Here is a 25,444-nt window from a genome sequence, read left to right as displayed (position 1 = left end):
GACAAAGCTTACGCGCTCAATCTCTCAAATTGGACTTGATGGATGTTGATTGAACAGCGAGAAGTGGGTTAGTAGAAAGAATCTGGTTATTAAAGTAGCACTATCAAGGCAGGGCGTCCAGAAGTTTAACTGAACCCGGCACATTTTTATTTCGGGGGCGTGCCGGGTGTCACTTATTTGATTTGAGTGATCAAATCTGGGCGTCAATGAACTCTTTCAATTGAGTCTTGGATAGCGCGCCCACTTTAGAAGCCAGTAGTTCACCGTTTTTGAATAACAACAGAGTAGGAATACCGCGAACACCATATTTAACCGGTGAAGCGTTGTTCTGATCTATGTTCAATTTGGCGATAGTCAGTTGACCTGCATACTCTTCGGCGACATCGTCCAGGATTGGAGCGATCATTTTGCATGGACCACACCACTCGGCCCAAAAGTCCACTAAGACAGGCAGTTCTGATTTCAGAACGTCGTTTTCGAAGCTGTCGTCGCTCAGGTATACAATTTTATCGCTCATGATGTTCTCCAGTTGGGTTGCCATTGCTGGTTTGTTAATGGCTTAACCTGTATATTGGGTTGGATTAACGGCAATTCAAGTTACCGTTTTTTTCTTGTCGCTATTTCAAACGATCGAGTATCTTATTGCAACCCTAACTGGTATGCTTGCGCTATGAGCGAAACACATTTATCCCAACAAAAATTTGCCGAACTGCCATTACATCCTGAAGTAATTCAGGCGCTTGCAGAAAACGGTTTCGAATATTGTACGCCTATTCAGGCGCTTTCCCTGCCAGTACTTTTGCAGGGCAAAGATATCGCCGGTCAGGCTCAGACAGGTACGGGCAAGACCCTGGCCTTCCTGGTCGCAACTTTTAACCACTTGTTGTCCACCGAGATCCCCGCAGAACGCCAAATCAATCAGCCTAGAGCCATCATTATGGCCCCCACTCGGGAATTGGCGATTCAGATAGCCAAAGATGCCACTCTGCTGTCCAAGCACACAAAACTCAAGGTGGGGATAGTCTATGGCGGCGAAGGCTATGATGCCCAGCGTAAGGTGCTGGACAAGGGTGTGGACATATTGATTGGTACCACAGGACGCATCATAGATTACGTGCGTCAAGGGGTTATCAACCTCAGCGCCATTCAGGCCGTAGTGTTGGATGAAGCCGATCGCATGTTCGATCTGGGCTTTATCAAAGACATTCGCTTCCTGTTCCGCCGTATGCCGGATGCCAAAGACAGACTCAATATGCTGTTCTCGGCAACCCTGTCGATGAAGGTGCAGGAGCTGGCTTACGACCATATGAATGATCCGGTCAAAGTCGAAATTGCGCCGGAAGAGAAGACCTCGAAAAATATCAAGGAAGAGCTGTTTTATCCTTCGATGAAGGACAAGATCCCACTACTGCTCACCCTGATAGAGGAAGATTGGCCGGATAAGGCGATAGTCTTTGCCAACACCAAGCATCAATGTGAAAACCTCTGGGGCTGGCTCGAAGGTGATGGTCACAGGGTTGGTCTGTTGACCGGTGACGTGCCACAAAAGAAACGTCTCAAAATCCTGGAGCAGTTCACTAAGGGCGATCTGGACATCTTGGTGGCAACAGACGTGGCGGCCCGTGGCCTGCATATTTCTGATGTATCTCATGTCTATAACTTCGACCTGCCCGATGACTGTGAAGACTATGTTCACCGCATTGGCCGTACTGGCCGCGCCGGTGCCAAAGGGGTTTCGGTCAGCTTTGCCTGTGAAGAATATGCCCTCAATCTGCCGGCCATCGAAGACTATATCAAGCACTCGATTCCGGTAACCTCATACGATGCCGAAGCTCTGCTCGATGATATTCCAGCTCCGGTTCGTGTTCATCGTAAGCATGCTGGCCCGCGAAATACCCGCGACCGTACTCAGGGACGCCCTCAAGGGGCTCATCGTAGTGGCGGCCGTCCACCTCGTCACGACAGGACCCGCAGACATTCCTGAATGCCGAAACCCGCCTACGCTGCCATAACCCTTGGCTCCAATAGCTTCAATATGCTGGTTGCCCGCACAGTCGGCGGCCAGCCCAAGGTGCTTGCCAAGTATAAGCGTAAGGTGAGGTTGGCCGAGGGAATCGAGGCCGATGGCAGTCTTAATCAGGCGGCATTCGAACGAGGCCTTGATTGCCTAGCCATGTTTGCCAATATGCTCGTCGAGCATCAAGTCGATGATGCCAATGTGGCCGTCATTGCTACCGCAACCCTTCGCTGTATCAGTAATGCGGATGAATTCAATCATCGTGCCTTGCAAATATTAGGGCACCCGATAGAGATCATCTGTGGTATGCGTGAAGCCGAACTTATCTATCAAGGCATGGTAGCGACCACTCATGGCGAAGGGCGACGCCTAGTGATTGATATCGGTGGTGCCAGTACTGAGTTTATTGTGGGTGACGGTGAAAAGGTGCTGTTTAAAACCAGTCTGCCGATAGGCTGTGTCACCTACAATCAATGCTTTTTCACCTCTGCCCCTCTGCAACCGCTGGATTTTGACGATGTTCGCGTCAGGGTGGATCTGGCCTTGGCTGAACACAAATCGACTTTGAAAGCGCTGGGCTGGCATTCGGTGGTCGGCGCTTCCGGAGCGGTACAATCTGTGGTTGAAGTGTTGCAGCACAGGCAGGAGTCGGAAACCCTGACTCTGACGGTGCTGGAGTCGCTGAAACAGGAGTTGTTGGCTCAGGAGAGTCTGACTCTGGATGGCATAAGTGGCCTTTGCCCCGAGCGGGCGCCGACCTTTGCATCCGGTGTTGCCATTTTGCTGGCGCTGTTTGAACTGCTGGGTATTGAGCGGTTGCACTTATCCGGCGGTGCTTTGCGCGAAGGAGTATTGCAGATGTTAGCTAAACGGCAATCTTTAGCCCCGGCACAATAAAAAGGACCTTCACCAGGTCCTTTTTACTATCTGATTTTTTACTGCTACGGTCCTAATGCACCATAGGTTACCCGGCATAGTGGCTTGAAAGATCACTTGAGGATCTTGGCCAGATCCTGCTCCAGAGAGACTTCCGGGCGTTCAACGATACGGCCAATCTCTTTACCATCCTGAAGCACGATAAAGGTTGGAATGCGTTGGAAGTCATATTGAGCGGCAAGACCTTCTGGATCTTGCTTCTGGCGGTCGACGCCTATGTAACGCACTTGAATATTAGGGTTGGCCACTTGCTCCATGATCCGGATAAAGCGCGGGGTTTCTCTGTGGCAATCCGGGCACCAAGTACCAATGATCACCACTATCTCAGTGGCTTTATCGACCGCTTTTATCGGCGCCAACGAGTCCGTATCTACATTGTAATTCTTATAGTTTTCAATAAATTCAGGTAGCTCTGTTACTAATTTCTGTGCATCTACTGCGCCCACAATAATCACTTCCTGTTTCTCCTCACTGCAGGTGGCGATAAAGCCTTCCTGTTTGCCTTCAAAACCACAACCGCCATTGGCCATAACCTGACAACTGAAAAAGAGCGCGGTGGTGGCGAGTAACGCTTTTACATTCTGACGCATCATACTACCTCGGGTGGGGTGACTCCATTGCTTGATTCAATCATCAGTGTGAATTTAGACAAAGACATAAGTTTCATGTGTGTTATCAAGATCACTAAATAATTCTAATCTGAACAATATGCCTGACCCAGGATAGTGAGATACAAAAAAGCCGCCATAACGGCGGCTCTTGAGTTAGGTTTGGACAGCTCAAGTGGTTACTTAGCGTCTTTCAGCCATTGAGCAGCTTGCTTGGCAAAGTAAGTGAGAATGCCATCGGCGCCTGCGCGCTTGAAGCAAAGCAGCGACTCCATCACTATGGCTTTTTCTGCCAGCCAGCCATTTTGAATTGCTGCCATGTGCATGGCGTATTCACCGCTGACCTGATAGGCAAAAGTCGGCACACCCAGCTCGGTTTTAACTCTGCGCACTATATCCAGATAAGGCATGCCTGGCTTAACCATCACCATATCGGCACCTTCCTGGATATCCAAGGCGACTTCGTGCAGTGCTTCGTCTGAGTTGGCAGGATCCATTTGATAGCTATGCTTGTTGCCACCCTTGAGGTTGCCGGCAGAGCCGACCGCATCGCGGAAGGGGCCATAATAGTTGGAGGAGTATTTGGCGCTATAAGCCATTATCTGGGTGTTGACGTGGCCTGCAGCCTCAAGTGCTTGACGTATGGCACCGATGCGGCCATCCATCATGTCTGACGGTGCCACCATATCTGCCCCGGCTGCGGCATGGGACAACGCCTGCTTCACCAAAATTTCAGTGGTAATGTCATTGATGATATAACCCGTCTCATCAATGATGCCGTCTTGGCCGTGAGTGGTATAGGGGTCCAGCGCGACATCTGTCATTACGCCCAGCTGAGGGAACTCGGCCTTGAGCTCACGAACGGCTCTTTGTACCAAACCATCCGGATTGTAGGCTTCTTCGGCCATCAGAGATTTTTTCTCTGCCGGCGTGACGGGGAAGAGGGCAATCAAAGGGATCCCCAGTTCTACCAATTCTTCGGCTTCCTTGAGCAGCAAATCTATGCTGTAACGCTCAACGCCTGGCATGGAGGTTACAGATTCGGTGCGCTTGTTGCCTTCGAGAACAAACATAGGGTAGATGAGGTCATTGACCGTCAGTTGGTTCTCAGCCATCAGGCGGCGGCTGAACTCATGTTTGCGCATACGGCGCATACGACGCTGTGGGTAGGCACTGGTAATTATGTTCAATTTTGACTCCTGACTGGATCTGAAAGGGTATCTTGCGTGGGATCGAATGCACATACGCGATCCCTGCCTGAATTCTTGGCTCGATACAGGGCTTTGTCGGCTTGCTCCAGCAATTGGGTAATATGTAAATCCGACTCTATGATAGCAATACTGACTCCGATGCTGGCCGTCATGGGAATCACTCGTTCGCCCCAACTGACATTCAAAGATGCTATGGCGTGGCGTATCTGCTCCGCGATGCTCAAAGCTCCGTTAGTATCAGTATTGGGCAATATAATAGCAAACTCTTCACCACCAAAACGTGATACCAGATCGCTTGGCCGTTTGAGTATGTTTCTCAATGTATCGGCGATACACTTCAGAGTTTGGTCGCCGGCCAGATGGCCATGGTTATCATTGATGGTCTTGAACTTGTCGATATCCAGCATCAGTAGCGCCAGCGGCGTTTGTTGGCGGCGGCTGATACGCCCTTCTGCCTGCAGACGCTTATCGAAAGTGGCGCGATTTTTAACTCCGGTAAGACTGTCTATTGTGGCTTGCTCGGTAAGCTTCTGGTTGGCCTCGTTCAACTCCCTGAGTGCAATTTCCAGCTCAAGCGTGCGTTCTTGCACCATACGTTCCAGCTTCTCGTTGCTCTCGGCTTCCATCCTCAAGGTTTCTTCCCGGGCTTCACGGATCCGCTCAGCTTGTCTCAAGGCCTCTTGTTGAATTCTCTGTTTGGACTTGCGTTCATCGTTATAACGTATCGCCAATACCGCCGCCATAAACACCACTTCGAAGGTGAGTCCAAGTAATACGGGGGTTTGTGGCATTAAAGGCAGTTTGATAAGCCCCAGGTACATGAGGCAGGAAATGAAAATACCCAGAGTCATTCCACTCCAGGAAATCGTATAGAGTTTAGCAAGTTTGTTGCCGCGTAAAGCCTGCAATATGCTGAAAAACAGCAACATTATGCTTACTGTCATCACAGCGTAAAGCTCTATATAGATAGCTAGACTGTAGTTGAGCAGCACTGAGGCAAACATCAGTATGATTGCGCTGGCGGCGGTATAGCGGCATGCCCTCAGCATACGAATATTGTTGTACTTGAGTTGCAGTACTTTTTCAGTAAATAGAATGCCAAAGGCGATAACTAGAGGAACCAGCAAAGGAATAATGTGTTGTTGTAATTGCGGCAGGTTGGGCCAAAGGTAGCGGAACGCATTCCCGTTGATACAGGCGACCAATAGGGTCATGGTCAGCACATAGCCGGCATAGTAGCTGTAGCTGAAAGAGCGGGTAGTTAAGGCGATAAACAGTGCAAACAGGCCTATAGCAGCCAGGGCGCCGAGTTGGATGCCATTGAGTAAGTTGCGGGTTTCATGGCTTTGCAACAGTACATGGGGTTCCCATAGATGGATTGGCAGATAACTGCTGCCGGATGTGGTCAGTTTCAACCAAAATTGATGTTTTTCCGGATATTTGATTTCGAAAGCATAGAGAAAATCGGTACTCAATATGTTTCTGTAGCTAAAGGGCTGGCTATCTCCCAGGGTAAGCTGGCGTTGCAGACGGTCGTCTATGAAATGATAGATTTCCAGTTTATCTAGGCTGGGATTATTAAAAGTCAGTAAGCGGCTGTAATTGCCGGGTTCCGTGGCGATAAGGGTAAAATTGAACCACAGGCCATGGGGCTTCAAGTTGACAAATCTATAGTCATTGGCGGCTCGCCACGCCGATGCTGGCAACTCTTGTACTAGACCGAGATGACTGTCAGTTGTCATTTCGTAAATCTTAGTGCTGGGACGCAGGTCTAAATCCAGCCCCTTTGAAGCGGAAATTTCTACTTCTGGGGCGGCGTTAACCGCCAGTGATAACAAACTACAGAAGAGCAGCAGTACAGAGTACGCATTAGCCATGAGTGCTCTCCAGTTTGAAGAAACGCAGGCTGTTGCTATAGCACTGGCGCGCGAGACTGGCCAGTGACTGGCCGCGGATCTCGGCGATAGCCTGGGCGATGTAAGGCAGATATTTGGGCTCATTACGGCCGGATTTTGGCTTAGGCCTCATACTGCGTGGCAGTAGATAGGGACTGTCGGTTTCCAGTAATAATCTGTTGTCCGGGATTAAGGGCAGAGCGCTGACTAGATCTTGTCCACGGCGTTCATCGCAAACCCAACCCGTTACGCCCAGGTACAGATCCCTGGCAATGTAGTCTTCGGCCTGTTTGGGGCCGTCGGTAAAACAGTGCAGTAGCGCCGCCGGAAGGGCTTCCAGATAGTCATCCAGAATAGCCAGAAAATCCTCATGGGCATCGCGCTGATGCATCAGTACCGGATACTGCAGTTCTACCGCCAGAGCCAACTGGGCCTCAAAAGCCTGGCGCTGCTGCTGGCGCGGCGAAAAGTCTCTGTTGTAGTCCAGGCCGCATTCCCCTATGGCAACCACGCCCGGTTGCCTGGCCAGCTGCTTCAGTTCGGCGGCGCTCTCCGTCTGCCACTCGCTGGCATGATGGGGGTGGACACCAGCTGTGGTGTAGACTTTTTGGGGATATTGCCGACAAACTTGGATGCAGCTTCGGCTTTCATCCAGATGGCTGCCAATAAGGATAAGCGGCGAGACGCCTTCGCTTGCCGCTTCATTGATAACTCGATTGAGATCTTGTTCCAGGTGGCTGCCAATCAGATTGACAGCAATATCCAGGTATTGATTCACTGCAGACGCTTGACCCTGATAGTACTATTGCGCCCTTCAGTTCCCAACAGGAATGAGCCTAAGGCGGCTTTTTCGATATAAACTTTCTGTCCGGAGTCCAGACGGAAATTGCGGCTGTCGGTCTGTTTCCATACTTGGCCGTTGCTGAAGCTGATCCTGAGGGCGCCATAGGGGTCTTTATCGACCTCGCTAATGGTCAGGAAAATTTTCGTCACTTCATTTTGCTTGCTGTTTTGGAGAGTGGATTCCAAGTTGTCGGCACCAAAGTCGGCCACAGGATCGGCCTGGACATTCTGGGTAACTGGTGCTGCGACAACTATTGCGGCAGTTTCGGCAGAACTGACTTCGGGGCTTTTTACATGGGGGACTCTGGCAGCCAGCTCATCGTAACAGATGAGCCGTTCTAGCTTGTCAGAGAGTGAAGCGCATTGAGCCAACTCCTGTTCAATTCCAGCCTGAGCCTGAAAACAAAGCAATGCAGCAGAGGCAGCAATCCAGGTTAAACGCATGAATATCATCCTTCTTTTATTCTTGTTTTACCCTTGCTGCCCGCCGATTATGCCTGTTTTTCTTCGGACTCGTCCTCGTCTGATTCATCCGAAGCCTTGCTGTAGAAACGGGCAGCAAAGAGTCCGCCCTCAAACAATAACAGCATTGGCACGGCCAGCATAGTCTGAGAGATAACATCCGGCGGTGTCAGTAACATACCCACCACAAAAGCGCCGACCACAATATAAGGGCGTTTGGCTCTTAGGTCTTCGGGGGTAGTGACACCGGCCCAGCACAGTAGGATCACGGCGACCGGGATCTCGAATGCTAAACCAAAGGCAAAGAACAGTTTCAGAATAAAGCTCAGATAACTGCTGATATCGGTCGCGACCTGAACACCTTCCGGAGCCACACTGGTAAAGAAACCGAATACGACTGGGAACACCACGTAATAGGCAAAGGCGATCCCTAAATAAAACAGTAAGGTACTGCTTACCAATAGCGGGATAACCAAGCGTTTTTCATGTTTATACAGTCCGGGCGCAACAAAAGACCAGATCTGATACAGCACATAGGGCACTGCAATGAAAAAAGACAATACCAGCGTTAATTTAAAGGGAGCGAAAAATGGCGCGGCCACATCCGTTGCAATCATGCTGCCGGTATCCGGCAGTGACTGCATCAACGGGATCGCCATATAGTGATAGATGTCGTTAGCCCAGTAAACCAGGGCGATAAACACGATAAGCACACTTGCGATAGCTCTGAGCAGTTTAGTGCGCAGTTCCAGCAAGTGGCTGATTAATGGTTGCTGTTGCGACATGCGTTACCCATTATTTAGTATCAGTACCTGTAGGCTTGGTTGCCGCTTCCGAGGCCGGTGCCTTGTCTCCGGCGGGCATCTCTGCCTTGGGAGTTTCCTGAGTGCGGGCGGTATCTTCAACTTGATAGGGGCGGTTAACCGATTGGGCCGCTTCCTTGAGTTGATCGATAGACTCTTGCAATTCAGGTGACAGATTGCTGAGGCCCTTGCTCTCGGCCTTCTTCAGGTCTGCATGTAACTGCTCGATCTTGAGCTCTTGCTCAAGTTCATCTTTGACCGAATTGGCCATGCGTTTCATGGCACGGATCCAACCGGTAATTGAACGCACTGCTACCGGGAGACGTTCGGGGCCGAGAACGACCAGCCCCAATACCCCGATGAGCAGCAGCTCCATAAAGCCGATACCATCGAACATAGGGAATTACGCCTGTTCTTTGTCCTTGGACTCTGGCTTCTTGTCAGCCGCCTGTGCTTTGGGGTCTGCCTGAGTATTCTGTGCAGAAGTGTCCTCGATGGCTTTCTTGTCCTCGTCACTGGACATGGCGTTCTTGAATCCCTTAACTGCTCCGCCGAGGTCGCCGCCCAGTGAACGCAGCTTCTTGGTGCCGAACAGCAGCACTACAATTAACGCGATGATGAGAAGTTGCCAAATACTGATACCACCCATGAAGGTTTCCTCTTAGATAATCTTGGTTCAATTATGAACCTTTAATTAAAATGTACTAATTAAAATTTCTTAATTTTGGGCCTGGATCGCCATCCAATAAACCACAGGATTGCTCCGGCTCCCATAGTGACATAGGAAGGCCACAGTGTAGCGTCCTGACTGAGTGAAATCGTGCCACAGATCAACAAAATTGCGGATGTGATTAACAAATAATTGCTCTTGTGCGCTTTCTGCTGGTGCTTCAGATATTTGTCCAACATCTGCTGCTGAGCTCCAAGGAGATTTCGCCCCAGCTTCAGATTGTCATATATCAGCTCCGGAAACTCTGGAAGTTTATCAGACCAGAAGGGCAATTGTGTTTGCACTTTTTTGAACATTGCCTTGGGACCGACCTGTTCGGCCATCCACTGCTCGAGGAAAGGCTTGGCCGTTTGCCACAGATCCAGCTGAGGATAGAGCTGACGTCCCAAGCCTTCGATATAGAGCAAGGTCTTTTCCAGCAAGACCAGCTGCGGCTGTACTACTATATGGAAGCGGCGGGCGGTACGGAACAGTTCCAGTAGCACATGGCCGAAGGAGATCTCATCCAGCGGCTTGTTGAACATGGGTTCACACACCACTTTGACTGCTTGCTCGAAGGCCTGAATGTCGGTATCGGCCGAAACCCAACCGGATTCCACATACAGCTGGGCGATACGGCGGTAATCGCGGTTGAAGAAGGCGAGGAAGTTTTCCGCCAGATAGCGTTTATCCGTGTCGTTGAGCGTCCCCATGATGCCGCAGTCCAGACCTATATAGAAAGGATCTTCCGGGTGCTCACGAGAAATAAAGATGTTGCCCGGGTGCATGTCGGCGTGGAAAAAATTATCGCGAAAGACCTGGGTAAAGAAGAGCTCCACCCCGCGCTCGGCCAGCAGCTTGAGGTTAGTGCCTTGGGCCTTGAGGGCGGCTATGTCCGACACCGGGATCCCCTCGATACGCTCCATCACCATCAAGCGCTGATAGCTCAGTTCTTCATAAACATAGGGAATGTAGAGGGCGTTGGAGTCGAGAAAATTGTTGCGCAGCTTAACTGTGTTGAGCGCTTCCAGTTTAAGGTTGAGCTCCCCCAGAATGGTAGTGCGGTAGTCTTCCACCACTTCGGCTGGGCGCAGGCGATTATCCGGGCCGAGAATGGTTTCCAGCAGCTTGGCACTCTGGCTCATCAGCTGCAGGTCGGCGAGAATGTTTTGCTCTACATTGGGGCGTAATACCTTGAGAACCACGGGCTTGCCGTTGGACTTGAGCGTCGCCGTATGTACTTGGGAAATAGATGCCGAGGCCAGCGGGGTATCATCAAAATCGTCAAACAGGGTTTCTATGGGGGCCTTGAGCTCGGCTTCAATGGCTTGCCGCGCCAACTTGGAGTCAAATGGCGGAACCCTGTCCTGCAGCATGGCCAATTCGTGGGCCCAGTCATCGCTGAGCAGATCGCGCCGAGTGGAGAGCATCTGGCCGAACTTGATATAAACCGGCCCCAACTCTTGCATGGCCAGTTTCAGCCGTTCACCACCTGCCTTGGATTTATGTTTGTTGCGCAGCCAGAACAGACTGCGACGCCAGAGCTTGAAGTACCAAGGGGTCAACTTTTTCGGCAACAGCTCGTCCAAGCCATAATGCAGGGCAATGCTGATAACCTGATATCCTCTCTTGATACTGGCGAAACTCATGGGCTTTTCTTGTCCTTCAAATTGGCGAGTCGTTGTTCTAAGGCGTCCGTGGCGGCCGCAAGTTCGTCAATTTTGTCGCAATGGTGAATAAATTCAAGCCGATGAGGGGCTAATCCGTATTCTTCGGTAGTTAATTGCACCAGATGGGACTGGGTCTTGCTAAACACCCGACTTAAATCTGCTTTGGCACGCTGCAGAGCGCTAAACAAGATATGCGTCGGGGCATCGCCCAGATAACGGGAGAGTGGCTCGGCAAAGTCAAACCTGACCTGCTGCAGAAAATGGCTGAATGTTTGCAGCAGGGCGAGTTCGCCTTCGATGACCAGCTTGTCTTGTTTGATAAGCTCGGTGAGGCTTTCGCCTTCACCCAAGCGATATAAGGTGGTGGCATCGGCCTTGACGACCACGGCCACCTCGCCTTCATAGCTGGAAAGCACCTGAATTTTCTTGGCAAACACTAAATAAAGCGGCCAATTCAATTGACTGAGTTGCAGGCACAGGACTTTACCGTGCAGCGACTTCAACCGGGCGTATTCCCCCTCGGCTTGGTCGGTGACTTTCTCTAGCGCCATCTCCAGAGCAGCGCAGCAAAGCAGCCGTCCCTGGGATGTCAGGCTCAGCTCATTCATCTCAGAACTTATAGCCTCGGTGCAGAGCCACTACGCCGTCGGTCATATTGATGTAATCCACCTGCTCCAGACCAGCGTCTAGCATCATCTGCTTCAGGGTTTCCTGATCCGGGTGCATGCGGATAGACTCGGCCAGGTATTCGTAGCTGTCGGCGTCATTGGCAACCAACTGACCCATCTTGGGCAGGATCTTGAATGAATACAGATCATAGGCCTTGCGCATGATCTCATGCTGGGGCTTGGAGAACTCCAATACCAGCAGCTTGCCGCCCGGTTTCAGGACTCGTTGCATGGAGCGCAGCGCCGCGTCTTTGTCGGTCACATTACGCAGACCAAAGGCGATGGTGATGATATCGAAGTGATTGTCCGGGAAGGGCAGCGCCTCGGCGTTGGCCTGGACATAACTGACGTTACCCACAATGCCTTTATCACGTAGCTTGCTGCGGCCGACTTTGAGCATGGAATCATTGATATCGGCCAGAATAACCTGGCCCTTGTCACCCACCAGGTGCGAGAATTTGGCGGTTAAATCACCGGTACCACCGGCAAGATCCAATACCTTCATTCCTGGGCGAGCACCGGCGCACTCTATGGTGAAGCGTTTCCAGAATCTATGGATACCAAAGGAAGCGACATCGTTCATGATGTCGTATTTAGCGGCAACGGAATGGAAGACTCCGGCTACCAGGTCGGCCTTCTTTTCGGCTTCGACAGTTTTATACCCGAAATGTGTACTCTTTGGTGAGCCTTCAGACATCAGTGTATTCCTATGACTAACTTGTATTGCAGCGAGTGTAAGCTATTGGTGCGGCTTGCTGAATCTTTGCGCGACCAAGCTGTGATCGCCGCAGTAAAAAACGCTGTTGGCCCAGTGGCCAGACTGCGCATTAGACCACAATATCCGCCGGGGGTGAATAGTCCCGGCGGCTATCGTATTCTGGACAATGGTTGAGAATGCCGTGGCCATGGGTATATGGCTCGAGCCAGTGATGCCGCCGCGACGCTATGACGAGGATTGGTGCTGGTTATCAAACTTGTTTGGCCTGTAGATAGGCGTAAATCAGTTCGGCAAGACACTGACCCACGGCCTTGTAACCGGCGGTTAGGCCTGCATCGTGGCATGCCGGGGCGCCTTCGGCCAGATGCAGATAGATACTCGGGGTGTGGCGCGCCATATGGCTGACATAGTGGGCGGCATCCAACAGCGGAATACCGGCAACGGTTGAGGCACTGGAGGGCATCTGGGTTATGGCATCCAGATCCAGCTCTATGGCGACAGGTAGTCCCGTATGGCGCAGCTGGCGAGCGATGTCGCTCAGAGCCTGCTCCAAGCTCAGCTCGCGGCGTACCCAAATCTGCTGCAGGCTGTGCCAGCTGCCTCCAAATGCCGTAAGTTGTTCCAGATTGGCTTCACTGTTTTTCAGCTCATGCAGCCCGAGCACATGATAATGTCCCAGGGCGCCGTTGGCCGCCGCGTAACTGAAACCATTGCCACTGTGGCGGCCTTCCCGCAACCTGAAGTCGGAATGGGGGTCCAGATTGACCGCCGCCAGCGGCTTGGATAATGCCGCCCGGGCGGCGCTAAGTATGCCAAAAGCGTTGTTGTGGCCACCGCCGATGACGATGGGCTCAAGTCCAGCGGCAAAAACCGGAGTTAGCGCCTCGATGACCTGCCGATCCAGCGACTCCACCTCTTGTCTGAGTTGCTGACAATCATTGGCAGCATTGGCTACCGGGGTGATCTCCCCTAGCAGCAGGCATTCTTCACCACTGAGAAAGCGGTTGGACTGCAGATTGAGCAGCGCCGGCAACATAGCATCAAAGGCCTGATTGGCACCACCTTGCCCCAGATTGGCCCTGGGCCCAAGATCTTCCTTGATACCGATAATGGCAAAACGGGCGCCTGCGGCTTTGGCCTGAGTCAGTGCATCCATATAGCTTGCCGCGCCTGGCAGCAGGCGCACTTTCTGACCAAGGCGGGTTTCACCTTCTCTGGGGCTGAAAGATTGAGCCAGCTTGGCTTGCGTGATGGGGGAGAGCGGCAGTTCCATAGAATATCCCTTTCTCTGACGGGGCAAGAATAGTCTCTATTCTGGCCGAGGCTGAGCAAAAGGCAACAAAAAAGCCGGCGGAAGCCGGCTTTAGTTCAACAGAGATTATCAGTCGATATCTAAGGGTTCGGGAGAGAGGATCACCCCAGTGTTATCGGCGTAGATATGATCGCCCGGCAGGAAGGTGACACCACCGAAGTTCACCGGAATGTCCACTTCACCAATGGCATTGCCATCGGCACCAACAGGAATGGAGGCCAGAGCCTGGATACCTATATCCAGCTCTTCGAGGGCATCAACATCGCGCACGCTACCGTAAACGATAATGCCTTCCCAGTTGTTATTGACCGCAACCTCGGCAATCGAGGCATCGATCAGAGCCCGGCGCAGAGAACCCCCGCCGTCTACCAGCAGAACCTTTCCTTCACCATCGTCTTGCAATACATCGAGAATGAGGCCGTTGTCTTCGAAACACTTGATGGTGCTAATGGAGCCGCCAAATGAACTACAGCCACCGTAGTTGCTGAACATAGGCTCGACGACATCGACAACATCCAGGTACATGTCACAAAGTTCTGAGGTGTTGTATTCCATATTTACACTCCTGTTGAACCGCAGGGTCTGACAAGACCGCGGGATAACGCACTAAATGCCAGTATATAAGGGATTCTTGAAAAGAAAAGTGTTATCAATCACGGTATTGCTGGATTTTCTCTCCGTTAACATTTGCGTGGTAATATTTCGTAACTCCTGTCTATATATGCAGCGTTTTTTGATGTGAGTCATTAAATAACGTATTTTTATTACAACTCTGTTGTGGCTTTTGTTAGCATTGGTGCCATTCAAACTTACTTAACTTTAACCTGCTTTAGGGGCACGGATCCCCCGTCAGGCTTACGGATGGCAGAGAGCCTGAATGAGGTGCCTTATGGAAGCTCTTAACACAATTGAAATTATTGGCTATTTTGCCTCCATCATGGTGGCCATTTCTCTGATGATGAAGGACATCATCTGGCTGCGTTGGATCAACTTTACCGGTTGTACCCTGTTTGTGATTTACGGTGCCGCTATTTCTGCCTGGCCAGTAGCAGGGATGAACGCCTTTGTGGCCTGTATTAACATCTATCATTTGATCAAAATCTATCGCGGTCGGGCTACTGTCACCGCCTGATGTCATAAAAGCTTAGGGCAGGTGTCACCTGTCCGTCACACCCCTTGACTAGGCTCTTTACTGCTACACAGGTTGGAGCCCTTGCCCCGGCTCCTTACTGTCCACAGAAGGAGCCTCAGCCATGTTTACCTACCTTGCTGAACTCGATCTTCGAACCTTTCGCGCGCTGACACAATTTGGCCGCAAATATGACTTGGAAACCTGTGCCCTCAAGTTGTCTGCATCGGGTAATGGTCCGCTTTACCTGTGTCTGGCGCTGCTCATGTTGCTGGAGCAGGATGGGTCGCGTTTCTTCGCCTTGTTGCTGTTGGCGTACGCTGTGGAATTGCCTTTGTACCTGCTGCTGAAAAATGCCATTCGCCGTAAACGCCCATGCCATCAGGTTATGGTGGGCTTCAGGGCCAGCTTTGAGCCCTCTGACAAATTCAGTCTGCCGTCCGGCCATACGGCGGGTGCCTTCGTGTTCGCCAGTGCGGTATGGCAAATTTACCCGCAGCTGGCAGTGCCGGCATTTATCTGGGCTGGCCTGGTTGGGGTTTCCAGAGTGTTTCTCGGTGTTCATTACCCTCTCGATATCTTGGCCGGTGCCCTTTTGGGCAGCAGTGCCACTCTCATAGCAGTAGTTTGGATATAAGGACTATCAATGCGGATACTTTACGGCGTTCAGGGCACAGGGAATGGCCATTTGAGTCGCGCCAGAGTAGTAGCCAAAGCCTTGGCAAAGCACGATATTCAGGTTGATTATTTCTTCAGTGGTCGCCAGCCGGAGCAGTTTTTTGATATGCAGGCCTTCGGCGATTACCGAGTCTGTGCCGGGCTGACTTTTGTGACTCAAAAGGGACGGGTCAGCATCCCCAAGACACTGATGCACAATTCCGCCATTGAGCTTTGGCGGGACATTCGCGAATTGGATCTCAATGGCTATGATCTCTTGCTCAATGACTTTGAGCCGGTTTCGGCTTGGGCCGCCAGGCGTCAGGGAGTGCCCAGTATAAGCATCAGCCATCAGGTGTCCCTCAGATATCCGGTGCCCAAAGTAGCAAACTCCTGGTTCAATAACTGGTTGCTGGAGAACTTTGCCCCGGTGGATCAGGCATTGGGGTGTCACTGGCATCACTTTGGTTATCCGATATTGCCGCCCTTTGTCGATGTCAGTCGCTGCGCCGTGGAACATTCGCACGATATTTTGGTGTATCTGCCGTTTGAGAGCCCACAAGCTATTGCCGAATTGTTGCACCCTTTCCATGACTACCGTTTTATGGTGTATCACAGCCAGGCGGCGCCAGTTGCTTTACCTGAGCATATTCTGTGGCATGGTTTTGATCGTGAAGGCTTCAAGGCCGATCTCGCCAGTTGCGGTGGGGTGATAGCCAATGCCGGATTTGAACTGGCCAGTGAAGCCCTGACCCTGGGTAAAAAGCTCTTGGTTAAACCCTTGCTTGGGCAGTTTGAACAGCTGTCGAATGTCGCCGCCCTCGAGCTGCTGGCAGCGGCCGACAGCATGATGACGCTGGAGCCGCAAACGGTGAAACGTTGGCTCAAACGGGGTAGCCCTGAGCCGATTAACTACCCGGATGTGGGCGATCTGCTGGTGCCTTGGCTATTGGCAGGCAATTGGCAGGACAGTCAATCGCTGTGCCGGGAGCTGTGGCAGCAGGTGACATTACCCGACACCTGGTTTTCCAAGCAGGATGCCAGGGCGCTCAGCGGACTGCCTTTGGGCTCGCTGATCCGCTAGCAAAGGTACGAATAACTCCTCGCGGAATTTGTTCGCATCTTCCTCAGTTATATTTGATATTCATGCTGATCAGGGCTTCACGGCTGCCCTTTTCGGCACGCAATCGCGCCAAATACTGTTCCCAGAGTTCAGTTTGTTGGGTGCAGAGCTGGTGCAGTATCTGCCAGGAATAGAGGCCGGTATCATGGCCGTCGTCGAAGACCAGTTTCACCGCATAATTGCCGACCGGCTCGATGGCGCTGATATTGACCTCTTTCTTGTGAGTTACCAGCTTGGGGTTGCCATGGCCGTGAACTTCGGCCGACGGAGAGTGAACCCGCAGAAATTCGCAGCTCAGCTGATACTGACTACCATCATCGAAGCCTATCTCGAGCAGTTTGGATTTACGCTTCAGTTTCAGTGATGTGACTTGAGGGTGACTCATGGGAACTCCATTGTATCCGGCGTTGCTGTGTATCTGCTTATTCTATGTCAGAGCGCTTGGGCTGTGCACCCCGATGGATGAGAGCTGACACACATTAATGGTGGCAAAAAATAGCGGCCGCATGCAGCGGCCGTGATTGATAATGGGGGAATAACCTATTTGATAAAGGCGAAGGCATCGCCGTAGAGGTGGGCTTCATCCAGTCCCATCTCGCGGAATTGTTCGCGCGCAGCCCCGACCATGTCGAAACGACCGGCAATATAGATGTCATAGCCCACCAGGCTGACAAAGTCTGAACGTATCTGCGCCAGTAGATTGGCTTGTTTCCCAGCCCAACCGGCCTCTGCCTGCTCTACGACCGGCACGAAATGTAACCAGGGGTATGTTTGCTGCCACTCTCTGGCGATGGCTTCGTAGTACATGGCTTCTGGGTTGCGGCAGCCCCAATAGAGCAGGGTTTCAACCTTTTGCCCCAAGGCGATTTGCTGCTCCACCAGGCTCTTGATATAGGAGAAACCTGTACCACCGGCAATCAAGAGCCTAGGCCTGACACTCTGGTGCCTGAGGAAGGCTTCGCCGCCCGGGGCTTCGATATCGATATGGCTGCTGTTTCTCAGCCGCTCGACCACCTGCATTGGGTAGCTTTCACTGACGGCCGCACCTATGTGAAGTTCTATGAGTTCGCTGCCGGGGGCCGAAGCTATGGAGAAAGAACGTTTGTCTTTCTCATCCATTACTACACGCAGGTACTGACCGGCCTTGAACTCCAGCGGTTTTTCGGGGCGCAGCAATACTTGGTACACAGCGTCATTAAATGGGGCAACTTTCTCTATCTTACAGCGGATACTATTCATCGAACTTCCTTTTTTACCTCTCTGTTGAAGGCTTATTTTTAGTTTCGGTTTAAAGCAGTCATTGTGATTAAAGGGTCGCTTGGTCTTCTATGCCCAACTGTTCCCAAATCTCGTCCACTCGCTGTTTAACCTCTTGATCCATCACTATGGGGGTGCCCCATTCGCGGTTGGTTTCACCTTCCCATTTATTGGTGGCATCCAGGCCCATCTTGGATCCCAGCCCTGCCACGGGCGAAGCGAAATCCAGATAGTCAATGGGGGTGTTGTCTATCATCACAGTGTCGCGGCTGGGATCCATCCGAGTGGTTATGGCCCAGATAACGTCCTGCCAGTCGCGGCAATTCACGTCTTCATCGACTATGACAATAAACTTGGTATACATAAACTGACGCAGGAAAGACCAGGCTCCCATCATCACCCGCTTGGCATGGCCGGGATATTGTTTGCGGATGGAGATCACCGCCATCCGGTAGGAACACCCCTCCGGAGGCAGGTAGAAGTCAACGATTTCCGGGTACTGCTTGCGCAGGATAGGAACGAAGACCTCATTGAGTGCTACCCCGAGCATGGCCGGTTCATCCGGTGGCCTTCCCGTGTAGGTGCTGTGGTAGATGGCGTCTTTTCTGTGGCTGATATGAGTTACGGTAAACACAGGGAAGCTGTCGGTTTCATTGTAGTAACCTGTGTGGTCACCGTAGGGGCCTTCCACCGCCATCTCTTCGGGATCGATATAACCTTCGAGAATGATTTCGCTGGTGGCCGGTACTTCCAGATCGCAACTCAAGGCCTTGACCACTTCGGTGCGCTCGCCGCGCAGCAGTCCGGCAAAAGCATATTCACTCATGGCATCGGGGACTGGAGTGACGGCGCCGAGGATGGTGACAGGGTCGCTGCCCAGCGCCACTACCACGGGATATTTTTCACCTGGGTGCTGCTGCTTAAAGTCGGCAAAGTCCAATGCGCCGCCTCTGTGTGACAACCAGCGCATGATTAGCTTGTTCTTGCCCAGCAGTTGTTGGCGGTAGATCCCCAGATTCTGGCGTTTCTGTCTCGGCCCCTTGGTGATGGTCAAACCCCAGGTCACCAGCGGTGCAACATCGCCGGGCCAGCAGTGCTGAATGGGTAGGGCGGTCAGGTCGACCTGATCGCCTTGCAACACCACCTCTTGGCAAGGGGCGTTACGCACTGTTTTGGGCGGCATGTTCAGTGCTTGCTTAAACATGGGGATCTTGGCAATAGCATCCTTGAAGCCCCTGGGGGGCTCGGGCTCCTTGAGAAACGCCAGCAGTTCGCCCACGTCTCGCAGCGCCATGGGATCATCTTTACCCAGTGCCATGGCGACCCGTTTCGGAGTCCCGAAGAGGTTAACCAGCACAGGCATTTGTTTGCCCTTGGGGTTTTCAAACAGCAGGGCCGGGCCACCGGCGCGCAGCACCCGGTCGGCTATCTCGGTCATTTCAAGATAAGGATCAACCGGATAGCTGATACGCTTGAGCTCACCCTGACTCTCAAGGTGATCGATAAAACTGCGTAAATCCTTAAAACTCATGTGGAAATAGCCTCCGCTGCCGAATGCATTAATGGCGCGCACTATAGCATTAATCATAGCGGTGGTTAACTGTTAAGCTTTAATCCTTAAGCTTCAGAGATCTTGTGTGCCTATATGTTTATTTGGGGCTGAGGACTCCTCTGGTCCCAGATGAAACCAAGCGCTAGGCGTAGTAGCATGCAAGCAGTGGGCCTTGAAGCCTGGAGGCTATATGAAACGAGCTATTTTCCTGAGTCTGATACTGATGAGTTTGCCACTGTTGGCTGCTGCCGGAGATAACTCCCATGCCGAGCGCCACTATCAAAGGGATATTCATAGAGAAGATTATAACCGTCACCATAACCATGGCTCTAGGAGTCACTGGGGCCTGTATTGGGGCGTCAATAATCCCTGGCTATCGCCCTGGCGCTATGACCCGTGGAATCGCTGGCAGTGGGATGAACCTTGGTACAGAGATCGCTGGCAGCGCCCCTATGTATATCGCAGGCAACCCAAGCCGGAGCCTGTGGTGGTTGCGCCACCGCAGCGATTCACGACTCACTTCGAAACCTTGGCGGACACCGAGAGTCGCGCCAGCCTACCGGCCAACGCCAGGGTGATACAACAAGGTAATCGCACCTTGTATCAATGGCAGGGCAAGACTTATCAATTTGACTGGCAAAGCCAAACCTATCGGCCTCTGCCGCAGTCCCCATCTGAAGTTGGAGAGCAAAACAAATGAAATTGATCACCGGAGCCAGCAGTGGCTTGGGGGCCGCGCTGGCGAGGCGCTATCATACTGAAGGTGAGTCCTTACTGTTAACCGGCCGCAGTGAACAGAGGTTGCAGCAACTGGCGGCAGAGTTGCCCGGTGTCAGTTTTCAAGCCACAGATTTAACCAATCCGAGCGCGATTGAGGCTCTGCTCGACACTTTGGGCGAGGCCCCCGAAATGCTGCTGCACTGTGCCGGCAGCGGTCGCTTCGGTAACCTGGAAACTCAGTCACCGGCCGAGATCAAGAGCCTTATCGACAATAATCTGTTGTCTACTCTATTGCTGCTCAGAGCCATGCTAGCTCGTTGGCGGCAAGAGAGCATGACACTGGTGATTGTCATGTCTACCGCGGCGCTGCAACCCAAGGCCGAAGAGAGCAGTTACTGCGCGGTAAAGTGGGCCGTCAGAGGCATGTTGGAGTCCTTACGCTTGGAACTCAAAGGCAGCAAAATAAAACTGATAGCCGTCTACCCCGGTGGAATGGCAACCGGTTTTTGGCCCAGCAGCGGTAAGTTGGTGGATACATCGAGTTTTATGACGGCCGATGAAGCGGCAATCATGCTAAGTAACGCCTTACAAAACTGCGATCACGGCTATGTTTCGGATATCACCCTGACCCGGGGCTAGGATACATAGTTAACAGTTAAAAAAGATTTTGCACTGTGAGTCGGGGCCGCCAAGAAGTAACACAGCCAAGGGAGGCGCTATGATATTTCAATGGAACCTTAATCGCCTAGGCGCAGGCTTTGGCCTGCATTCGGGTTTGATAAATTGCTTGTTGTTGCTGGGCACTCTGCTGTCTACGGGATGGGTGCAGGCCAATGCCGCAGACAATCTGTGCATTCCCTATACTGCCAGCGAAACGGTTACACTCGCCTATATCAATGATGGTGATACCCTCACTCTCAAAGATGGTCGCCTGATACGCTTGATAGGCGTCAATGCCCCCGAGATAGATCATCAGTATCCGGGCCTCTCCCAGCCCTACAGCTTAGAGGCCAGAGCCTTTGTCGCCTCTAAGCTCAACGTGGGGGACAAGCTGGCGCTGATGTATGGCCCGACCCAACTAGACCCCCATGGTCGCACTCTGGCCTATGTGTTTACTGCGGATGGTTTATTATTGCAGCAGGCGTTGCTGCAACAGGGTTTCGCCATGGCCAGGGTCTATCAGGAACATCCATTTTGGGAATGCTTTGCCGAGTTGGAGCAACAAGCGCGCACTCAGAATGTTGGCTTGTGGCAGTTTGACGACTATGCGCCCAAGGCGACTTTGGCTATCGGCCAGCAGGATTTAAATCAATATCGCCTGGTCAGAGGTGTAGTGACAGATTTTGAAAGAAAGGGACAGTATTTGTGGCTTATTCTGGATGATAACTTCTATGTCGGCATACCTCAGGCCGGATCTGGTAATTTTAGCAATGTTTTGGCGCTGAACTCGCTTAAGAGAGCCGTTGTGGTGCGGGGTAGGTTGTATTTTTCCTACAAAAAATGGCAGATGATTGCCACTCATCCCTCACAGATAAGTTTGGAAAATCCCCCTTAGAAGCAAAAAGCCTGACTTAATTGGAAAATTTGCCATCCACTGTTTTAAAATCGCGCCTTTTCGCGTATCTTTAGCGCCTTGTGATTTGAGTCACTGTGGTGAGAGTTTCGCAGTGATCCAGACCTGTGTTTGTACGGTTTTTTACTTAATATCATTCCGCATTTCAGGATTTTAAAATGACAGATTTCCGTCAAAAAGCGCTCGACTATCATGAGTTTCCCGTTCCAGGCAAAACTGCAGTCATGCTGACCAAGCCCGCCGAGACCAGTATGGATCTGGCGCTGGCCTACAGCCCGGGGGTGGCGGAGCCGGTACGTGAAATCGCTTCCAATCCTGCCAATGCGTACAGATACACCAACAAGGGCAACACGGTTGCCGTGATTTCCAACGGTACCGCCATTTTGGGACTGGGTAACCTCGGCCCCTTGCCATCCAAGCCAGTAATGGAAGGAAAGGCATTGTTGTTCAAGCACTTTGCCAATATCGATGCCACTGATATTGAAGTAAAACACCGTACAGCTGAAGAGTTTATTCATACGGTTGAGGCGATTGCCGACTCCTTTGGCGGTATCAACCTGGAAGATATCAAGGCGCCCGAGTGCTTTGAAATTGAGCGTGAACTGATCGAGCGCTGTCAGGTTCCTGTGTTTCATGATGACCAGCACGGTACGGCAATCGTTACTGCCGCCGGGATGATCAATGCCCTCGAGATCCAAGGTAAGAAATTGGAAGAGGCGGTATTTGTCTGTATGGGCGCAGGCGCAGCGGCTATTGCCTGTATGAGCATGTTGGTCAAGTGTGGTGCCCAGCGTGAAAATGTCTACATGCTGGATAGAAAAGGCGTGATCCATACTCGCCGTGAAGATCTCAACGAGTACAAGGCGCTGTTTGCCAACAACACAGACAAGCGCACGCTGCAGGATGTGATCAAGGGGGCCGACGTGTTCCTGGGGCTGTCTGGCCCTGATGTTCTCGGCGCCGAGGAAGTGGCTATGATGGCCGAGAAGCCGGTGATCTTCGCTTGCTCCAACCCGGATCCCGAGATCAAGCCTGAACTGGCTCATGAGATACGTAGCGATTTGATCATGGGAACCGGTCGCAGCGACTATCCCAACCAGGTCAACAATGTGCTCTGTTTCCCATTCATTTTCCGTGGCGCCCTGGATGTGCGTGCCAGCCGCATCAATGATGAGATGAAGATAGCTGCGGTTTATGCCATTGCCGAACTGGCCAAGGAGCCTGTGCCCGAATCTGTGTTGGCGGCTTACCCCAATGTCAGCGAGTTGAGCTTTGGCCCTCAGTATGTGTTGCCCAAGCCGATGGATCCAAGATTGCTACCTAAAGTCGCCAAGGCTGTGGCCCAAGCCGCAATAGACTCTGGGGTGGCTCAGATAGACACGCTGCCACAATATCAGGAAGTCTGATCGGCGCATATTTCAAGTACCATTTCGCTTACGTTTACCGAGTCAAACTTTATCGGAAATGGTATCAGGGGCCTAGTTGGCCCCTTTGTTGTTTCTGTGGGGTAACCAAAGCATTTGTTTGCATCGGTTGCCTTTTGTGCATGGCTACTGAATAATCAACCCACTGAGTTCCCGCAGTGAGGCGGCTCAACACCCAGAAGAATAAGAAGACTGGCAGGAACGCCCTCGATGAAACTCACCCGAATTCTCACCAAAAAACTCACCAGCTTTTGGCTGTTGTCGCTGACGACTGTGGCATTTGTATTTTTGCTCTGTGCCATGATGAGTTTTCTGCAGCTGACCTATAAGTTCCAGCAACAGAAGGTCACAGAGTTGGAAACCATGTTGGCCAATCAATACCAGCCCAGCAATAACTGGGAGCTGGAGTCCTGGCTGCCCCCCATGTTACTCGCCTACAATGCCGCCAGCTTTAAGCTCTGGCATCACGATAAATTACTGTTTGAATACAAAGGTAATATAGCTTCAGAGAGCCTGGTCTATTATCACGCTCAGCTTAAAGGCAAACCTGGGTTAAGGATGGAATTGGAACTGCCGCAGCCGTTTTCACAGCACAGGCCCGGTTGGTACGAAGTCTTGATTATTCTTGTTGGTGTGGGGGCCGTACTGGCGTTTGTTCGCTTCGGCTATCTCTGGTACTCGCGGCAACTGGAGGGGATTGAAGAGTTGGCTCAGCGCAGCCGTTTGATCCTCCTGGGTGAGCATGAAAAAGCACTGGCGATGCCGGGCAAGGGGAAGCCGAGGTTGATTAACCGCGCCCTCAGTCGTTTGCTGGAAGAGCTGGCCGATGCCCAGAAAGAGCGTGCCAGATTTGACAAGTTTATCCGCAGTAATACCTTTTTGGATCCCGACACCCGCATAGGTAACCGCTTGTTTCTCAATAATCGCCTCGATGCCTTGAGCAATGAGCAGGGCATGATTGCCCATGGGGTGCTCTACCTGCTGGAGTTGGAGGATCTGGATCTGTTGCAACAAAAGTTGGGGGACAGCCTGACGCTGGAACTGCTCAGACAAAACGTCAATGGCATCAGCCAGATACTGCAGTCACAGCCCAACAGCTTTTTTGCCCGTCGTTCCCATAACCAGTTTGCGATAGTGGTGACCCAAATTTCGCTGGCGGAGGCTGATCAACTGGCGATCCGTTTGTTAAAAGTCTGCCAAAGCCAAGTGTTGCCCAAGCTGGACAACGCCGACAACTTCTATCATCTCGGCGGCGCTTACTTCAAGGTGGGGGATGGTCAGCAGCAGCTGTTGGAAGAGGCAGAAATGGCGCTGAGAGCGGCGCAGTTGCAGGGGATCAACACCTGGTTCATGTATGATAAGGGCGCGGTAGATCAGGAGTTTGCCAAGGGCTCGGTGCGTTGGCGCAGTTTTTTGGAAATGGCCTTGGTCAACAAGCGTTTTCTGGCTTATACCCAGTCCGTGATGGATTGTGATGGTAAGCTGCATCACAGAGAGGTGTTTACCCGAGCCAGAGATCCCGAGGGCAACCTGGTGCGGGCGACCCTGTTTTTGCCGATGGCAGTTAAATGCGGCTTGATGCCGCAAATCGAACGCCAGACACTGGAAAGAGTCTTGTTTGAGTTATTGCCGAAAGAGGCGGACAAGAGGGTCTGTTTCAGCATCAACCTGAGCCTGGATTCGTTGATGAGCCGCGCCTTTATTCGTTGGTTGCGCACGACTTTATTGGAATATCGTGATCTGACCGGTAGATTGATCTTTGAGATCAGTGAGGATATCGCGGCCCCCAACCAGGAAAAAATCGCCTCCCGGCTGCAGATGATCCGTAAAATGGGGGCGCGCTTGTGTGTCGATCATGTGGGACAGCAGGTGATCAGTACCCAATATATTCAGGACACGGGGTTCGAGCTGATAAAATTGCACAGATCCATAGTGCGACAGATCCATCTACGGCCGGAAAATCAGCTGTTTGTTCGTAGCCTGATAGGTGGACTCTACCGCACCGAAGTACAGGTTTGTGCCGAAGGGGTGGAGCTGTTCGAAGAGTGGCAAACGTTGAGAATACTCGGGGTCAGTGCCGCCCAGGGCAGTTGGTTCAGTGAACCTGTATCTGAAATAGCCTGATTGACTTGTTTATCAGCAATGGCAGACCTATCT

At 51.9% G+C, this 25,444-nt stretch carries 28 protein-coding genes; 11 read left to right on the top strand and 17 right to left on the bottom strand.

Translation table 11 applies throughout. The annotated features are described in order from the left end of the window. Positions 1-190: 190 nt before the first annotated feature. Positions 191-517, bottom strand: coding sequence for a thioredoxin TrxA (gene trxA / locus K5621_RS17670; protein WP_100141845.1), 327 nt, complete (start codon positions 515-517; stop codon positions 191-193). 153 nt (positions 518-670) lie between these two features. Here trxA and rhlB point away from each other — a divergent pair, with 153 nt between their 5' ends. Together rhlB and K5621_RS17660 are read left to right on the top strand one after the other, a co-directional pair. Continuing rightward, positions 671-1,984, top strand: coding sequence for an ATP-dependent RNA helicase RhlB (gene rhlB / locus K5621_RS17665; protein WP_100141846.1), 1,314 nt, complete (start codon positions 671-673; stop codon positions 1,982-1,984). Then, entirely contained in the window at positions 1,985-2,914 is a 930-nt protein-coding gene (locus K5621_RS17660) for a Ppx/GppA phosphatase family protein (RefSeq protein ID WP_100141847.1), read from the top strand. It abuts the gene before it with no gap. A 92-nt stretch (positions 2,915-3,006) separates the two neighbouring features. On the opposite strand, the gene K5621_RS17655 is transcribed toward K5621_RS17660, so the two are convergent. The 11 genes from K5621_RS17655 to ubiE all read right to left on the bottom strand — a co-directional run bounded on the left by K5621_RS17655 (position 3,007) and on the right by ubiE (position 12,519). Beyond that, complete coding sequence (locus K5621_RS17655) at positions 3,007-3,543, bottom strand: DUF6568 family protein (RefSeq protein ID WP_221051236.1); 537 nt, start codon at positions 3,541-3,543, stop codon at positions 3,007-3,009. A gap of 197 nt (positions 3,544-3,740) precedes the next feature. Continuing rightward, positions 3,741-4,751 carry a porphobilinogen synthase gene (gene hemB / locus K5621_RS17650; RefSeq protein WP_221049915.1) on the bottom strand — a complete coding sequence of 337 codons (1,011 nt, stop codon included), beginning with the start codon at positions 4,749-4,751 and terminating at the stop codon, positions 3,741-3,743. Further along, on the bottom strand, positions 4,748-6,649 hold the full coding sequence (locus K5621_RS17645) for a sensor domain-containing diguanylate cyclase (protein ID WP_221049914.1): 1,902 nt from the start codon (positions 6,647-6,649) through the stop codon (positions 4,748-4,750). Before K5621_RS17645 ends, hemB begins: the two co-directional genes overlap by 4 nt. Then, positions 6,642-7,445 (bottom strand): TatD family hydrolase, encoded by an 804-nt coding sequence (locus tag K5621_RS17640; RefSeq protein ID WP_221049913.1) that lies wholly within the window; start codon positions 7,443-7,445, stop codon positions 6,642-6,644. Before K5621_RS17640 ends, K5621_RS17645 begins: the two co-directional genes overlap by 8 nt. Continuing rightward, complete coding sequence (locus K5621_RS17635) at positions 7,442-7,954, bottom strand: hypothetical protein (protein WP_100141851.1); 513 nt, start codon at positions 7,952-7,954, stop codon at positions 7,442-7,444. Before K5621_RS17635 ends, K5621_RS17640 begins: the two co-directional genes overlap by 4 nt. A gap of 47 nt (positions 7,955-8,001) precedes the next feature. After that, positions 8,002-8,757 carry a twin-arginine translocase subunit TatC gene (tatC, locus tag K5621_RS17630; RefSeq protein ID WP_100141852.1) on the bottom strand — a complete coding sequence of 252 codons (756 nt, stop codon included), beginning with the start codon at positions 8,755-8,757 and terminating at the stop codon, positions 8,002-8,004. Positions 8,758-8,767: 10 nt separating this feature from the next. Beyond that, positions 8,768-9,172 (bottom strand): Sec-independent protein translocase protein TatB, encoded by a 405-nt coding sequence (tatB, locus tag K5621_RS17625; RefSeq protein ID WP_100141853.1) that lies wholly within the window; start codon positions 9,170-9,172, stop codon positions 8,768-8,770. A gap of 6 nt (positions 9,173-9,178) precedes the next feature. Next, positions 9,179-9,424: a Sec-independent protein translocase subunit TatA gene (tatA, locus tag K5621_RS17620; RefSeq protein WP_044735310.1), complete on the bottom strand. Its 246-nt coding sequence runs from the start codon at positions 9,422-9,424 to the stop codon at positions 9,179-9,181. 59 nt (positions 9,425-9,483) lie between these two features. Next, positions 9,484-11,133 (bottom strand): ubiquinone biosynthesis regulatory protein kinase UbiB, encoded by a 1,650-nt coding sequence (ubiB, locus tag K5621_RS17615; RefSeq protein ID WP_221049912.1) that lies wholly within the window; start codon positions 11,131-11,133, stop codon positions 9,484-9,486. Beyond that, entirely contained in the window at positions 11,130-11,762 is a 633-nt protein-coding gene (locus K5621_RS17610) for a ubiquinone biosynthesis accessory factor UbiJ (protein WP_221049911.1), read from the bottom strand. The genes ubiB and K5621_RS17610 overlap by 4 nt, the downstream gene beginning before the upstream one ends. 1 nt (position 11,763) lies before the next feature. Beyond that, positions 11,764-12,519, bottom strand: coding sequence for a bifunctional demethylmenaquinone methyltransferase/2-methoxy-6-polyprenyl-1,4-benzoquinol methylase UbiE (gene ubiE, locus K5621_RS17605; protein ID WP_100141856.1), 756 nt, complete (start codon positions 12,517-12,519; stop codon positions 11,764-11,766). Positions 12,520-12,531: 12 nt separating this feature from the next. Here ubiE and K5621_RS17600 point away from each other — a divergent pair, with 12 nt between their 5' ends. After that, entirely contained in the window at positions 12,532-12,714 is a 183-nt protein-coding gene (locus tag K5621_RS17600) for a hypothetical protein (RefSeq protein ID WP_221049910.1), read from the top strand. 76 nt (positions 12,715-12,790) lie between these two features. Here K5621_RS17600 and K5621_RS17595 read toward each other — a convergent pair whose 3' ends face one another. Next, complete coding sequence (locus tag K5621_RS17595; protein ID WP_221049909.1) at positions 12,791-13,813, bottom strand: formimidoylglutamase; 1,023 nt, start codon at positions 13,811-13,813, stop codon at positions 12,791-12,793. 108 nt (positions 13,814-13,921) lie between these two features. After that, positions 13,922-14,407, bottom strand: coding sequence for a ribonuclease E activity regulator RraA (gene rraA, locus K5621_RS17590; protein ID WP_025011574.1), 486 nt, complete (start codon positions 14,405-14,407; stop codon positions 13,922-13,924). Positions 14,408-14,741: 334 nt separating this feature from the next. Here rraA and K5621_RS17585 point away from each other — a divergent pair, with 334 nt between their 5' ends. The 3 genes from K5621_RS17585 to K5621_RS17575 all read left to right on the top strand — a co-directional run bounded on the left by K5621_RS17585 (position 14,742) and on the right by K5621_RS17575 (position 16,722). Further along, complete coding sequence (locus K5621_RS17585; RefSeq protein WP_100141858.1) at positions 14,742-14,984, top strand: YgjV family protein; 243 nt, start codon at positions 14,742-14,744, stop codon at positions 14,982-14,984. A 121-nt stretch (positions 14,985-15,105) separates the two neighbouring features. Then, positions 15,106-15,618 carry a phosphatase PAP2 family protein gene (locus K5621_RS17580; protein WP_100141859.1) on the top strand — a complete coding sequence of 171 codons (513 nt, stop codon included), beginning with the start codon at positions 15,106-15,108 and terminating at the stop codon, positions 15,616-15,618. A gap of 9 nt (positions 15,619-15,627) precedes the next feature. Next, positions 15,628-16,722: an MJ1255/VC2487 family glycosyltransferase gene (locus K5621_RS17575; protein ID WP_221049908.1), complete on the top strand. Its 1,095-nt coding sequence runs from the start codon at positions 15,628-15,630 to the stop codon at positions 16,720-16,722. A gap of 43 nt (positions 16,723-16,765) precedes the next feature. Here K5621_RS17575 and K5621_RS17570 read toward each other — a convergent pair whose 3' ends face one another. From K5621_RS17570 to ubiD, 3 genes are all read right to left on the bottom strand, one after another. Next, positions 16,766-17,146: a gamma-butyrobetaine hydroxylase family protein gene (locus K5621_RS17570; RefSeq protein WP_100141861.1), complete on the bottom strand. Its 381-nt coding sequence runs from the start codon at positions 17,144-17,146 to the stop codon at positions 16,766-16,768. A 155-nt stretch (positions 17,147-17,301) separates the two neighbouring features. Then, on the bottom strand, positions 17,302-18,000 hold the full coding sequence (fre, locus tag K5621_RS17565) for an NAD(P)H-flavin reductase (RefSeq protein ID WP_221049907.1): 699 nt from the start codon (positions 17,998-18,000) through the stop codon (positions 17,302-17,304). A 67-nt stretch (positions 18,001-18,067) separates the two neighbouring features. After that, positions 18,068-19,549, bottom strand: coding sequence for a 4-hydroxy-3-polyprenylbenzoate decarboxylase (ubiD, locus tag K5621_RS17560; RefSeq protein ID WP_054744491.1), 1,482 nt, complete (start codon positions 19,547-19,549; stop codon positions 18,068-18,070). Between the two features lie 211 nt (positions 19,550-19,760). Here ubiD and K5621_RS17555 point away from each other — a divergent pair, with 211 nt between their 5' ends. The 5 genes from K5621_RS17555 to csrD all read left to right on the top strand — a co-directional run bounded on the left by K5621_RS17555 (position 19,761) and on the right by csrD (position 25,411). Further along, positions 19,761-20,270, top strand: coding sequence for a hypothetical protein (locus tag K5621_RS17555; RefSeq protein WP_221049906.1), 510 nt, complete (start codon positions 19,761-19,763; stop codon positions 20,268-20,270). Further along, positions 20,267-20,929 (top strand): SDR family NAD(P)-dependent oxidoreductase, encoded by a 663-nt coding sequence (locus K5621_RS17550; RefSeq protein WP_221049905.1) that lies wholly within the window; start codon positions 20,267-20,269, stop codon positions 20,927-20,929. Before K5621_RS17555 ends, K5621_RS17550 begins: the two co-directional genes overlap by 4 nt. 79 nt (positions 20,930-21,008) lie before the next feature. Beyond that, positions 21,009-21,845, top strand: a complete 837-nt coding sequence (locus tag K5621_RS17545) for a thermonuclease family protein (RefSeq protein ID WP_100141865.1) — start codon at positions 21,009-21,011, stop codon at positions 21,843-21,845. Between the two features lie 176 nt (positions 21,846-22,021). Next, positions 22,022-23,269, top strand: coding sequence for a malic enzyme-like NAD(P)-binding protein (locus tag K5621_RS17540; RefSeq protein WP_221049904.1), 1,248 nt, complete (start codon positions 22,022-22,024; stop codon positions 23,267-23,269). Between the two features lie 228 nt (positions 23,270-23,497). Continuing rightward, the gene (gene csrD, locus K5621_RS17535; RefSeq protein ID WP_221049903.1) at positions 23,498-25,411 is read left to right on the top strand and encodes an RNase E specificity factor CsrD; all 1,914 of its coding nucleotides are present in this window, start codon (positions 23,498-23,500) and stop codon (positions 25,409-25,411) included. Positions 25,412-25,444 lie beyond the last annotated feature (33 nt).

The organism is Shewanella carassii (assembly GCF_019670705.1).
Taxonomy (GTDB): Bacteria; Pseudomonadota; Gammaproteobacteria; order Enterobacterales; family Shewanellaceae; genus Shewanella; species Shewanella carassii.
This window is presented reverse-complemented; position numbering and strand designations above follow the sequence as displayed.